The sequence below is a fragment of the Clostridioides sp. ES-S-0005-03 genome (genome assembly GCF_020658455.1).
Classification (GTDB): Bacteria; Bacillota; Clostridia; order Peptostreptococcales; family Peptostreptococcaceae; genus Clostridioides.
Genome location: NZ_JACVWI010000002.1, coordinates 774,402 through 788,538, shown reverse-complemented (window position 1 = coordinate 788,538; position 14,137 = coordinate 774,402). Strand labels below are relative to the sequence as shown.

Here is a 14,137-nt window from a genome sequence, read left to right as displayed (position 1 = left end):
ATGTGGTTACAATAGCAGAGAGGATACACCTGTTCCCATTCCGAACACAGAAGTTAAGCTCTCTAGCGCTGATGGTACTTGGTGGGAAACTGCCTGGGAGAGTAGGACGTAGCCACGTAATTTTTTTGAGTAAATTTATAAAAAATAAAAAATTTTTATTTTTTGTGTTTAGACATGGCAAATTTGGGACATAATATAATTGTAAAACTTAATAGCAAAAATAAATTACTCAATCTCCCCCACTTAAAGGCCTCTATCCCCCATAGAGGTCTTTTTTATTATGTCTAATTTGCTATATCAGTTATTTTATTTATTTTAATTCTATCTTATTAGTCAGTATATTTATTTAAGTTTAGTATAATTTAACAGAAAATATATGTGATTTAACATCTATTTTAATAAATTTACTATATGTTCACTTTGTCTTAATATGTCCTTTACAAATAAAGAGTATTATTAATTTATAAGTAAATCGTATGACTAAACAAAGTATTTTGAGGAGGATAAAAAATGGCAGATATAAAACTAGAAAATGTCACAAAATCTTATGATAAAAAGAACACTGTTATAGAGAACTTGAACCTTACTATAGAAGATGGTTCTTTTACGGTATTGGTAGGCCCAAGTGGTTGTGGAAAATCTACTACACTAAGAATGATTGCTGGGCTTGAAGATATAACTTCAGGTAATTTAAAAATTGAAGAAAATGATGTAACAAGAACTGATGCAAGTAAGAGGGATATAGCTATGGTATTTCAGAATTATGCATTATATCCACATATGACTGTAAAAGAAAATATAGAATTTGGTTTAAAGAATAAAAAAGTTCCAAAAGAAAAAAGAGAAGAACTTATAACAGAGGTTATTGATATAGTTGGATTACAAGAATATTTAAATGTAAAGCCAGGAAATTTGTCTGGAGGACAAAGACAGAGAGTAGCATTAGCTAGAGCAATGGTTAAAAATCCAAAGGTATTTTTAATGGATGAACCATTATCAAATTTAGATGCAAAACTGAGAAATCAAATGAGGACAGAATTAATACAGTTACATCAAAAATTAAAATCTACATTTGTTTATGTAACTCATGACCAAGTCGAAGCAATGTCAATGGCGGATAAAATAGTTATAATGAACAAAGGAGAGATAATGCAAATAGGTTCTCCAAAAAAAATATATCAAGACCCTAAAAATTTGTTTGTGGCACAATTTATCGGAAATCCTTGTATGAACATATTAAATATGAAGGATAATATCAAACTTGGATTTAGGCCTGAAAAAGCTGTATTAGAAAGTATAAATATAGATATAAAAAATGATGATACTTTTAATTTACTTGGAAAGGTTATAACTAAAGAGGTATTAGGAAACGAAACTATATACTGTTTATCTGTTCTTGACAGTGAAGTAAGGGTTAAAACAGAAAACGATATATTTGATATAGGGAAAACTTTGAAAGTAAATGTATTAGAAAAGGATTTATATTATTTTAATAAAGATGGGCAAAGAATAAATGATATAAAAGAATGTAAGAATATGTATTCTAAAATCAAAGGAGATATTTATGAAAAAGCAATTTAATAAAGCATATTTGTACATAACACCTGCAATTATAGGAACTTTACTGTTTATAGTATATCCAATAATTAAGACAATATCGCTGAGTTTCAAATCAGGAAGTCTTCTTAGTTCAACTTTCGAAAATGTAGGATTAAATAATTACACAGAGCTTTTAAAAAATCCAGAGTTTATACAAACTATAACGAATACTGCAATTTATACTTTTTTTATGGTAATTATATCTATATCACTAGCTATAGTACTTGCTGTTTGGTTAAATAAAAACTCTATAATACACAATTTGACACAAAGTATAATCTTTACACCACATGTAATTTCACTAGTATCTGTAGCTGTATTGTGGCTTTGGATTATGGAGCCACAATATGGCTTTTTAAACTGGATACTGTCAACATTGCATTTACCAACATCAAAATGGCTTTCAAGTGAAAGTTCAGCTTTAATGTCATTGATTCTAATAGGAATATGGAAAACTCTTGGATACAATATTTTAATCGTGTTATCAGGTCTTAAATCGATACCAAACTATATATATGAGGCTTCTAAACTAGACAATGCAAACAAGATAACGAATTTCTTTAAGGTAACATTGCCATTATTATCGCCAACAATATTTTTTCTCATGATAACAACAACAACAGCATCATTTCAAGTGTTTGACGAAATAAGCATAATGACACAAGGTGGTCCATTAGGTTCAACTAACATGTTATCTTATTATATATATGAGTCTGGATTTATATATTACGATATAGGGCAAGCAAGTGCAGCAAGTATGTTTTTATTAGCCATAGTTATGATTGCTACATATGCTAATTTCAGACTATTATCAAAAAAAGTTCATTATCAATAAATAAAAAATATATATTATAAGGCGTGTTAAAAAGGAGGACAAAATGGACATTATAAGACCTATTAAAAAAGATAAAGCTGATATAAAGAAAATAGTATCAAAATCAATAGAAGTATTAATTCTACTACTTTTATCTGCAATATTTATATTCCCTTTTATATGGATGCTGTCAACATCTTTTAAAAACCCACAAGAAATGATGCAACTACCACCTACAATAATACCAAACGATATAGTACTAGGAAATTATACTACAGCATGGAATTCAGGACCATTTTTTAGATATTTATTAAATAGTATCTTTGTGACAGGTAGTATTTTAATCGTACAGTTTTTAGTGATGGTTCCTGCAGCTTATGCATTTTCTAAGATTAAATTTAGAGGTGAGAAGGTATTGTTTGGACTATTACTCATAGGACTTATGATTCCTCCACAAGTAACTTTTTTACCTGTATATATGATGATGAGTAAATTTGGATTTATAAATACATATGTGCCACTTATAATTCCATTTATGACATCTTCATTTGGTATATTTCTGCTTAGACAAAATTTTATGCAGATATCAAATGAGATTATTGAAGCAGCTAAATTAGACAATACTTCGGACTTAAAAATAATGTTTAAAATAATGGTTCCTATGGCAAAACCAGCAGTAATAACATTTATATTATTTAATTTTATATATCATTGGAATAACTATTTCTGGCCTTTAGTAATGACAAATACAGATGCAATAAGAACTTTACCAATCGGAGTAGCTCTTCTTAAATCTTCAGAAGGAATTACTGCATGGAATGTAATAATGGCAGGAAATATAATTTTAATTTTACCAATAATTCTTGTTTATATATTTGCAAATAAAAAAGTAAAAGAAGCTTTTATGTATTCAGGAATAAAATAAAAAGTCAAAAACTAAATTTGGAGGATGGAAATGAAGCTTAAAAGAAAATTAGCAACAGGATTAGCAATAACATTATTATTAGGTTCTTTAGTTGGGTGTTCAAATTCTAATGACTCAAATACATCTAAAGGAGAAAAGACAGATAGCAATATTACAAAGATAGATTTCTGGGCACCTTTGGGTGGAACTAATGGTGAAACTGCACAAAAAATGGTTGACCAGTTTAATAGTGAACATAAAGACATACAAGTAAATATGCTAAAACAAAAAGATTACTATGAAAATGCAACAAAATTACAAGCTGCATTAACTTCTAAAGACCAACCAGATGTAACATTATTAGAAATAACTCAAACAGGTACATTTGCATCAGCAGGAGCTTTAGTAGATATGAGTAAATACTTTGATAAGGCATACCAAGAAAGATTTTTTTCTGGTCTTCTAACAAATTCATATTATGAAAATAAGTTTGTTGGTATGCCATTTAATAGAAGTACACCAATACTATACATAAATAAGGATATGGCAGTTAAAGCAGGCCTTGACCCTTCAGGACCAAAGTCATGGGAAGAACTTAAAACATATGCTAGTAAAATGACAAACAAATCAGAAGATACTTATGGATTTGAAACTCCAATAGATATTTGGTTCTATGAAGCTATGGTAATGCAAAGTGGAGGAGAAATAACTGATGGAAAAAAAGTAGCATTCAATAATGAAGCAGGTCAAGCACCAGTTAAATTCTGGCAAGATATGATGAAATCTGGAATAATGAAAATGCCACCTGGTGAAGATTATAATGCTTGGGATGTAGCAAAGCAAGATTTTGTAAATGGTAAAGTTGGTATGATATTTACATCAACAGCAGATTTAGCAGGTCTTATGCAACAAACAGACGGTAAGTTTGAAATATCAACAGCATTTTTACCAAAAAATCAAAAATATGCAACGCCTACAGGGGGAGCAAACTTAGTTATGCTTGAAGGTGGAACAGACAAAGAAAAAGATGCAAGTGCAGAATTTATGGAATGGATGACTCAAACAGATAAAATAGTTCAATTTAGTTCATCAACAGGATATCTGCCAACAACTGAAGATGCAACTAAATCAGAAAAATTACAAACATTGTATAAAGAAAAGCCACAATATAAAGTTGCAACTGACCAATTACAATATGCTGTTGCCCTTCCAATGTTAAATGGATATAAAGAAGCAACTGATAAGTTAATGGATGAGATTAAAAAAGGTCTTACTGATTTAAATGTGGCGCCAAAAGATGCAGTAAGCAAAGGAACTTCTGCAATGCAAGCAGTAATAGACAAGACTAATAAATAATTATAGACAGGTATGAAATGTTGATAAAATATCACCTGTAACATATATAGATTATAGATTGATTGAACGTATCCAATAATATATGAATGAAGAGGTAATGTAAATGACAAAAGTTATAGTATTATCAGTAGATTCTTTATTTGAAAAAGATTTAGAATTTGTAAAGAATCTACCAAATTTTAAATCTATCTTAGAAAATTGTTCTATGGTGAAAAATATAAATTGTGTATATCCAACTTTAACATATCCTTGTCATACAAGTATGGTTACAGGAGTATATCCTAAAAAACATGGAATATATCATAATGAAAAATTTGACCCAAATAAAGAAAATAAAGATTGGTATTGGTATTCAAAAGATATAAAAGTAAAGACAATTATAGATGTAGCAAAGGACAATAATCTGACTACTTCTAGTATCTTATGGCCTGTAATGGGTGCAAATCCAAATATAGATTATAATATTGCAGAGATATGGGCTCCTAATAGAGAAGATGACCCAAGAGAAATTTTTGAAAAAAGTTCAAGTAAGGTTATAATGGATAGTATTTATGATAGACATTCTCACTATATTGATTGGAAATTAGAGCCTAATATGGATTTGTTTGGAGTAAATTGTGCTATAGATGTAATAAAAGAATATAATCCAGATTTAATGTTAATACATCTAGCAACTTTGGACCATACACGACATAACCATGGTTTGTTTAATGAAAAAGTAAATGAAGCCTTGAAAATGAATGATAAATGGTTAGGAGATATAATTCAAGCTACAAAGGATGCAGGTACATATGAAGATACAAATTTTATAATACTCGGAGACCATGGTCATCTTAGAGTTGATAAAGTTGTAAATCCAAATGTTTTACTTAAATCACATGGATTTATAACAGTAGAAAATGGAGTAGTTAAGAATTTTGATGCCTATGTAAATTCGTCAGGTATATCAGCACAGATAATAGTAAATAACCAAAATAGATTAGAAGAGTTGAGAGTATTGCTTGAAGAGTTTAAAGAAGAATTATTTATAGAGAATATATTTACCAAAGAAGAAGCATCCAATCTTGGACTTGAAGGCGACTTTGAAATGGTAATTGAAGGAATTGAAGGAATTTCATTTGGAAATGATTTAGAAGGAAATATTATAAAGGATTCTGATATAAAAGATTACAAGTTTGCTGTTGCTACACATGGTCATTTACCTACTAAGGGGAATAGACCTCCGTTTATAGCTTTTGGACCTAAAATAAAAACAGGCGTAGTAGAGGAAGAAGGCGACTTAAGAGCTCATGCAGCAACTATATTAAGACTATTCGATTTGAAGCTAGATGGAGTTGAAAAAGAAGCATTTGATTTCATTATATAAACTGGATAAAGTATTTATTTTCCATTACTTATAGACTTCTATTATAAAGATAGAAGTCTTTTTTTATATTTTAGATTTAAGTAAAATTTAAATGGGTAAAATATTTAAAATAACTGAAACAATTCTAGAAAGGTATGATATAATAATACATGTTAGGAACTAATGTTCGAAAAGAAGGAGTGATACTATGGATTTTAAAATAAAGTCAGACTTCAAACCAACAGGTGACCAACCAGAAGCTATTAAATCAATAGTGGATTCTATAAATAGAAATGAAAAATTTTCGACATTGTTAGGTGTAACAGGTTCAGGAAAAACATTCACAATGGCAAATATAATACAACAAGTTAAAAAACCTACCCTAATAATGGCTCATAATAAAACACTAGCAGCACAACTTTATAGTGAGTTTAAAGAATTTTTCCCAGACAATGCAGTTGAATATTTTGTAAGTTACTATGATTACTATCAACCAGAGGCATATGTAGCTCACAGTGACACTTATATAGAAAAAGATGCAAGTATAAATGACGAAATAGATAAACTTCGACATTCTGCTACAGCATCTATTTTAGAAAGAAGAGATACTATAATAATATCTTCAGTATCTTGTATATATGGTTTGGGGGACCCAAAAGATTATAAAGAACTTATGTTATCTATAAGACCTGGTATGCAGAAGGATAGAGATGATGTAATAAAAAGGTTAATAGAGATACAATATGAAAGAAATGATATAAATTTTACAAGAGGGACTTTTAGAGTTAGAGGAGATATATTAGAAATATTTCCAGCTAGCAATGATGAAAAAGCAATAAGAATAGAGTTCTTTGGTGATGAAATAGATAGAATAACAGAAATTGATTATGTAACAGGAAAGATTGTTGGGACAAGAAATCATGTTGTTATCTTCCCCGCATCTCACTATGTAACAACACCAGAAAGAATTGAAAATGCAATTGTTCAAATTGAAGATGAACTTCAAGAACAAATTGAGACTTTTAAAGAAAATGATAGGCTTTTAGAAGCACAACGGATTGAGCAAAGAACGAAGTATGACATAGAAATGTTAAAGGAGATAGGGTTTTGTCAGGGGATAGAAAACTACTCAAGGCATATTACTGGAAGAGAAGAAGGAGAAAGACCATATACATTAATGGATTTCTTTCCAGATGATTATTTGATAATTGTAGATGAGGCACATGTTACTATTCCGCAAGTAAGAGGAATGTACGCAGGAGATAGATCAAGAAAAACATCTCTTATAGAAAATGGATTTAGATTACCTTCTGCACTTGATAATAGACCGTTAAATTTTCAAGAATTTGAAGGAAACATAAATCAAATATTGTTTGTAAGTGCTACACCAGGTCCTTATGAAATTCAACATTCTGAGACTATAGCTGAACAGATAATAAGACCAACAGGCCTTTTAGACCCAATTGTAGAAGTAAGACCTATAAATAATCAGATAGATAATTTAGTAGGGGAAATAACTAAAACAATAGAAAAAAATGAAAGAGTGCTTATAACCACTTTAACTAAAAAAATGAGTGAAGATTTAACTAATTACCTTAAAGAAATAGGAATAAAAGTTAAATATCTACATTCAGATATAGTTACATTAGAAAGAACAGAGATAATAAGAGACTTAAGACTAGGAAAATTTGATGTACTTGTAGGAATAAATTTACTTAGAGAAGGTCTAGATATACCAGAGGTTTCACTTATAGCAATTTTAGATGCAGACAAAGAAGGTTTCTTACGTTCCGAAACAGCATTAATACAAACTATTGGACGTGCAGCTAGAAATGAAAATGGAAGAGTTATTATGTATGCTGATAGGATAACTGATTCAATGCAAAATGCTATTGATGAGACAAAAAGAAGAAGAGCTATACAGAATTTATATAATGAAGAACACAACATAACTCCTAAGACTATACAAAAAAGTGTAAGAGATAGTATAGAAGCAACTAAGGTTGCAGAGGAAGAAGTTGTCTATGGAATAACTGATACAGATGATAAAGAAGAGATAAAAGATAATATAGAAAAATTAAAATCAGAGATGATGGAAGCTGCTCAAAACTTACAATTTGAGAGAGCGGCAGAATTAAGAGATAAGGTAAAACAGTTGGAAGAAAAATTGGAAAAATAGAAAGGTAAAAACAAGGTTATGGAAGATAAAATTATAATAAGAGGAGCAAAAGAGCATAATTTAAAAAATGTAGATTTAGAGTTACCAAGAGATAAGTTTATAGTTTTTACAGGATTGTCTGGTTCTGGAAAGTCATCTTTGGCATTTGATACGATATATGCAGAAGGCCAAAGAAGATATGTAGAGAGTTTGTCTGCTTATGCTAGACAGTTTTTAGGGCAAATGGAAAAGCCAAATGTAGAATATATTGAAGGTCTATCACCAGCTATTTCAATAGATCAGAAGACTACTTCAAAGAATCCACGCTCTACAGTTGGAACAGTAACAGAAATATATGACTATTTGAGATTGTTATTTGCAAGAGTAGGCGATGTATATTGTCCTACATGTGGTGAAAAAATAAGTCAAATGACTATTCAAGAAATAGTTGATAAAATGCTAGATTTTCCAGATAGAACTAAGTTGCAAATACTTTCGCCAATTGTTAGAGGTCAAAAAGGTACACATAAAAAGGTCTTAGATAATATTAAAAAAGAAGGATTTGTAAGAGTTAGAGTTGATGGAGAAAACTATGAAGTAAGTGATGATATTGTTTTAACTAAAAACCAAAAACACAGTATAGAAGTAGTAGTGGATAGAATAGTAGTCAAAGATGGAATAGAATCTAGACTTGCAGATTCAATTGAAACTGCGGTTAAACTATCAGATGGTCTTGTAATAGCTCAAATAATAGATGGAGAAGAGATTCTTTTCTCAACTAAATTTGCATGTCCAGAACATGGAATTGGGATAGAAGAATTATCTCCAAGAATGTTTTCATTTAATGCTCCTTTTGGAGCTTGTGATGTTTGTAATGGTCTTGGGGAAAGTAAAGAAGTTGACCCAGAACTAGTTGTACCAAATAAAGATTTATCAATAAAACAAGGTGCCGTGGCTGCTTGGGGTTCAACAGGTGTCAACGACGATACTTATTATAGCAAAATGATAAAAAGTTTAGCTGAGCATTTTAAGGTATCTTTGACAACTCCATTTAAAGATTTACCAGAAGATTTTGTTCAAGAGTTACTTTATGGTAAGGATAATATAATGGTAGAGTTTGTTTATGAATCAAAATTTGGAGGAACTAGAAATTATAAATCATATTTTGAAGGAGTAGTAGTAAACTTAGAGAGAAGATACAAAGAAACTAACTCAGAGTATATGAGAGACAAAATTGAAGAATATATGGCAGAAAGACCTTGTCCAAAATGTAAGGGATTGAGACTTAAAAAAGAGGTTTTATCTGTTTTAGTTGATGGAAAAAATATAATGGAAGTAACAAACTTATCTGTTAACGAATTGATAGATTTTATGGAAAATGTAACTCTTACAGAAAAGCAAAGATTTATAGCTCATGAGATTATAAAAGAGATAAAGGGAAGAGCTAAGTTTTTAAGAGATGTTGGTCTTGATTATTTGAATTTATCAAGAAAAGCTGGAACACTTTCAGGAGGAGAAGCGCAACGTATAAGATTAGCAACTCAAATCGGTTCAGCATTAGTTGGAGTGTTATATGTGCTTGATGAGCCAAGTATAGGTCTTCATCAAAGAGATAATGACAGACTTATAGGCACTCTTAGACATCTAACAGATTTAGGAAATACTTTAATTGTTGTAGAACATGATGAAGATACAATGAGAGAAGCTGATTATGTTATAGACATTGGACCTGGTGCAGGTATACATGGTGGTGAGATAGTTGCACAAGGAACTTTAGATGAAATAATAGAAAATGAAAACTCAATAACAGGTCAGTACTTAAGTGGAAAAAAACAAATATTAGTTCCTGAGACTACTAGAGAAGGAAATGGAAGTTTTATAGAAGTAATCAAAGCATCAGAAAATAACCTAAAAAATATTGATGTAAAATTGCCATTAGGTAAGTTTACATGTATAACAGGTGTTTCAGGTTCTGGGAAAAGTACACTAATAAATGACATACTTTATAAAGGTGTTGCAAGTAAAGTGAATAGACTAAAACAAAGAGCTGGTAAGCACAAAGAAATAAAAGGAATTGAAAATATAGATAAGGTTATAAATATTGACCAAAGTCCAATTGGAAGAACACCTCGTTCAAATCCAGCTACTTATACAGGGGTATTTGACTTTATAAGGGATATTTTTGCTGCTACTAATGAAGCTAAAGCAAGAGGATATAAAAAGGGAAGATTTAGTTTTAATGTAAAAGGTGGTAGATGTGAAGCTTGTAAAGGTGATGGAATAATAAAAATAGAGATGCACTTTCTACCAGATGTATATGTTCCTTGTGAGGTTTGTAAGGGTGAAAGATACAATAGGGAAACATTACAAGTAAAATACAAAGATAAAACTATATCTGATATACTAGATATGAATGTAGAAGAAGCTGTTGAGTTTTTTGAAAATATACCAAACATAAAAAGAAAGCTAGATACATTGATGGATGTAGGTCTTTCATACATTAAATTAGGACAGCCTTCAACTCAATTGTCTGGAGGAGAAGCACAACGTATAAAATTAGCATCAGAACTTAGTAAAAGACCAACAGGAAAGACTTTATATATATTAGATGAACCTACTACAGGACTTCATATGGCAGATGTAGATAAGTTAATTCACGTATTACAAAGATTAGCAGATACAGGAAATACAATTATAGTTATAGAACATAATCTAGATGTTATAAAGACTTGTGATTATGTAATAGACCTAGGACCAGAGGGTGGAGATAAAGGTGGAACTATAGTTGCAACTGGAACACCAGAAGAAGTATCTAAAGTTGAAGGGTCTTATACAGGTCAATTCTTAAGTAAATATTTCTCTTAGGTTATATAAACTGTGTAAAATTTTAACTGTAAATATATAAAAATAAGTTGAAAATATTAGAAGTAAATAAATTAAAAATAAATTGTAGATAATTACCAAACATAAAGTCCATATTGTTCTTCGTATTTGAGATTGCTTTTAAATCAATTATAGAAGATGATATGGACTTTAACTTGTGTACAATGCTGGAAATTGAATAACTTTTTAATTTTCACATTTTAGGGTATAATTTTAATATAAAACTCAATGTTTTGGAGGGCGATATGTTTGATATACAAGACCACTTAAAAAAATTACCTTCTGAGCCTGGTGTATATTTAATGAAGGATAAATACGACCATATAATATATGTGGGAAAAGCTATATCTCTAAAAAATAGAGTAAGGCAGTATTTTCAATCTTCAAAAAACCATACATCTAAAGTAAAATCTATGGTTAAGAATATATATAAATTTGAATACATTATAACAGATTCAGAGTTGGAAGCATTAATACTTGAATGTAATTTAATAAAAAGATATAGACCAAAGTATAATGTGTTACTTAGAGATGATAAAACTTACCCATATATTAAGGTGACTACAAATGAAGATTATCCAAGGATTTTAAAGGTTAGAAGGGTTCTTAAAGATAAAGCAAAGTATTTTGGACCATATACTAATATAACTGCGGTAAATGATACTTTAGACCTTATAAACAGTACCTATCCAATAAGAAGTTGTAAAATTGACATAGAAAAAGCGATAAAAAATAAAACAAGACCTTGTTTAAACTTACACATAAATAAGTGCTTAGGACCTTGTACAGGAAATGTATCCAAAGAAGAATATGGAAAGATGATAGAAGAAATTATAATGTGTCTATCGGGGAAAGAAGAAAAGTTGATGGAGCTCTTAAAAGAAAAGATGAATGAGAGTTCTATGAATTTTAGATTTGAAGAAGCGGCTATATATAGAGATAAAATAAAGAGTCTTGAAGAAATGATACAAAAACAAAAAATAGATGCTACTGTAACCGATTTAAATCAGGATGTAGTTGCGATGGCAAGAGCTCATAATGAAGCCTGTGTACAAGTATTTTTTATTAGAAATGGTAAGATTGTTGGGAGAGAACACTTTATACTAGAAGGGGTAATGGATAGCCCAAGAGCTTCTATATTGAGTTCATTTGTAAAACAATTTTACAATGAGCAAGAATATATACCTAAAGAACTAATTATAGAAGATGAGATAGAAGACAGTTGTATATTAGAAGAATGGCTATCGTCTAAAAAAGGGCAAAAAGTAACAATAAGAGTACCACAAAAAGGAGAGAAAAAAAGCCTAGTTGAAATGGTGAGAAAAAATGCAGTAGAGTACCTTGAAAAATTTTCTGATATGAACAAAAGGAAATATGAAAAAAGTATTGGAGCATTAGAAGAATTAAAACGATTGTTAAACTTAGAAAAATTGCCAATAAGAATAGAGTCTTTTGATATATCAAATATACAAGGAGTAGATTCAATTGGTTCTATGGTAGTCTATACAAATGCTAAAAAAGATAAAAAAGAGTATAGAAGATATAAAATAAAAACAGTCATTGGACCTAATGATTATGATTCTATGGCTGAAATTGTAGATAGAAGATTGAAACATGGAAATTTACCTGACCTTATATTGTTGGATGGAGGAAAGGGACAGGTTAGCGCTGTAAAAAAAGTATTAGAACTTAATGATGTAGACATACCACTTTGGGGAATGTACAAAGACGATAAGCATAGAACTAAAGGGTTAATATGTAAAGAAAAAGAAATCGAGTTGGATAAGACAACTAGTTTATATAGATTTATTGCTAGTATACAAGAAGAAGTTCATAATTATGCAATAACATATCATAGAAGTCTAAGAAATAAAGCTTTGACAAAATCTATCTTAGATGATATACAAGGGATAGGTGAAAAAAGAAAAAAAGCACTGATGAGTCATTTTAAAGATGTAGAAGCCATAAAAGAAGCTACTTTTGAAGAACTTTTAGAAGTAGAAGGAATGAATAAAAGCATTGCAGAGAATGTTTATAATTTTTTTAGGAAGGAAGAAATTTGATGGAAACTAGCAATAAAGTATCAATAAGAGAAATAATAAAAGATTTAAAACTTAAAGTAGTATACATGCCTGATGATGTAGATTATTATGTATACTCTCAAGATATAAATAGACCAGGTTTACAATTTGCAGGATATTTTGATTACTTTGCATATGAGAGAATACAAATAGTTGGAAAAACAGAATATAATTTCTTTGGATTGATGGATAATGAAATTCGAGAAGAGGTACTAAATAGATTTTTCTCATATGAAATACCAGCTTTAATAATTTCTAGAGATTTAGAAATAAAACCAGATGTGATTGAAAAGGCTAAAAAGTATAAGAGAATACTTTTAAGTACAAACAGAAACACAACTAGACTTATAAATAGATTATCAAACTACTTAGATAATAAGTTAGCACCACATACAACGATTCATGGAGTTTTAGTTGATATTTATGGTATAGGTGTTTTGATAAAGGGAGAGAGTAGTATAGGAAAGTCAGAAACAGCATTAGAACTAATTCAGAGAGGTAATAGATTAGTTGCAGATGATGCTGTAGAAATAAGAAAATTAGATGAAAGTATGTTGATGGGTCAGTCTCCTGAATTAATAAGACATTTCCTAGAGATAAGAGGAATAGGTATAATAGACGTCAGAAGTCTATATGGTGTAGGAGCTATCAAAAATTCTAAAATGATAGATTTAGTAGTACATTTAGAAGCTTGGGATGAAAATAAGTATTACGATAGGCTTGGATTAGATAAAGAATATGAAGAAATACTTGGTGTTAATGTAGAGAAGTTGGTTGTTCCTGTCAAGCCTGGAAGAAATACTGCTATGATACTAGAAGTAGCAGCAATGAATTTTAGACAAAGAGGAATGGGGTATGATGCAGCTCAAGAATTTACTAAGAAACTATCAAAACTTATTGATACTAAGTAATAGAGAGTGCATATAAAATAAAATTGTATGGAATAGTTATAAAATATATATTATATAATTGGAGTTTAAATTAGCTTTTAAGGTTA

General features: G+C 29.9%; 9 protein-coding genes and 1 rRNA gene. All 10 read left to right on the top strand.

Annotation, left to right across the window (positions count from 1 at the left end):
• Position 1 precedes the first annotated feature (1 nt).
• The 10 genes from rrf to hprK all read left to right on the top strand — a co-directional run bounded on the left by rrf (position 2) and on the right by hprK (position 14,051).
• Positions 2 to 118, top strand: a 5S ribosomal RNA gene (rrf, locus tag IC218_RS12740).
• Between the two features lie 392 nt (positions 119 to 510).
• Positions 511 to 1,581: an ABC transporter ATP-binding protein gene (locus IC218_RS12735; protein WP_227824605.1), complete on the top strand. Its 1,071-nt coding sequence runs from the start codon at positions 511 to 513 to the stop codon at positions 1,579 to 1,581.
• The gene (locus IC218_RS12730) at positions 1,565 to 2,434 is read left to right on the top strand and encodes a carbohydrate ABC transporter permease (protein WP_227435546.1); all 870 of its coding nucleotides are present in this window, start codon (positions 1,565 to 1,567) and stop codon (positions 2,432 to 2,434) included. Before IC218_RS12735 ends, IC218_RS12730 begins: the two co-directional genes overlap by 17 nt.
• A gap of 43 nt (positions 2,435 to 2,477) precedes the next feature.
• Complete coding sequence (locus tag IC218_RS12725; RefSeq protein WP_227824604.1) at positions 2,478 to 3,338, top strand: carbohydrate ABC transporter permease; 861 nt, start codon at positions 2,478 to 2,480, stop codon at positions 3,336 to 3,338.
• Positions 3,339 to 3,368: 30 nt separating this feature from the next.
• Entirely contained in the window at positions 3,369 to 4,673 is a 1,305-nt protein-coding gene (locus IC218_RS12720; protein WP_227481803.1) for an ABC transporter substrate-binding protein, read from the top strand.
• Between the two features lie 103 nt (positions 4,674 to 4,776).
• Entirely contained in the window at positions 4,777 to 6,039 is a 1,263-nt protein-coding gene (locus IC218_RS12715) for an alkaline phosphatase family protein (RefSeq protein ID WP_227824603.1), read from the top strand.
• Positions 6,040 to 6,226: 187 nt separating this feature from the next.
• Positions 6,227 to 8,197, top strand: coding sequence for an excinuclease ABC subunit UvrB (gene uvrB, locus IC218_RS12710; protein WP_227824602.1), 1,971 nt, complete (start codon positions 6,227 to 6,229; stop codon positions 8,195 to 8,197).
• Between the two features lie 18 nt (positions 8,198 to 8,215).
• A complete protein-coding gene (gene uvrA / locus IC218_RS12705; protein ID WP_227435565.1) occupies positions 8,216 to 11,041 on the top strand; it encodes an excinuclease ABC subunit UvrA in 2,826 nt (941 codons plus the stop codon).
• 263 nt (positions 11,042 to 11,304) lie between these two features.
• The gene (gene uvrC, locus IC218_RS12700) at positions 11,305 to 13,122 is read left to right on the top strand and encodes an excinuclease ABC subunit UvrC (protein WP_227824601.1); all 1,818 of its coding nucleotides are present in this window, start codon (positions 11,305 to 11,307) and stop codon (positions 13,120 to 13,122) included.
• A complete protein-coding gene (gene hprK, locus IC218_RS12695) occupies positions 13,122 to 14,051 on the top strand; it encodes an HPr(Ser) kinase/phosphatase (RefSeq protein WP_227435572.1) in 930 nt (309 codons plus the stop codon). The genes uvrC and hprK overlap by 1 nt, the downstream gene beginning before the upstream one ends.
• The last annotated feature ends 86 nt before the right edge of the window (positions 14,052 to 14,137 follow it).

What these genes read in the sequence shown, in the direction of transcription:
- uvrA (WP_227435565.1), top strand. Translation starts at nt 8,216, where the DNA reads ATGGAAGATAAAATTATAATAAGAGGAGCAAAAGAGCATAATTTAAAA.
- IC218_RS12720 (WP_227481803.1), top strand. Translation starts at nt 3,369, where the DNA reads ATGAAGCTTAAAAGAAAATTAGCAACAGGATTAGCAATAACATTATTA.
- uvrB (WP_227824602.1), top strand. Translation starts at nt 6,227, where the DNA reads ATGGATTTTAAAATAAAGTCAGACTTCAAACCAACAGGTGACCAACCA.
- hprK (WP_227435572.1), top strand. Translation starts at nt 13,122, where the DNA reads ATGGAAACTAGCAATAAAGTATCAATAAGAGAAATAATAAAAGATTTA.
- IC218_RS12715 (WP_227824603.1), top strand. Translation starts at nt 4,777, where the DNA reads ATGACAAAAGTTATAGTATTATCAGTAGATTCTTTATTTGAAAAAGAT.
- IC218_RS12730 (WP_227435546.1), top strand. Translation starts at nt 1,565, where the DNA reads ATGAAAAAGCAATTTAATAAAGCATATTTGTACATAACACCTGCAATT.
- IC218_RS12725 (WP_227824604.1), top strand. Translation starts at nt 2,478, where the DNA reads ATGGACATTATAAGACCTATTAAAAAAGATAAAGCTGATATAAAGAAA.
- IC218_RS12735 (WP_227824605.1), top strand. Translation starts at nt 511, where the DNA reads ATGGCAGATATAAAACTAGAAAATGTCACAAAATCTTATGATAAAAAG.
- uvrC (WP_227824601.1), top strand. Translation starts at nt 11,305, where the DNA reads ATGTTTGATATACAAGACCACTTAAAAAAATTACCTTCTGAGCCTGGT.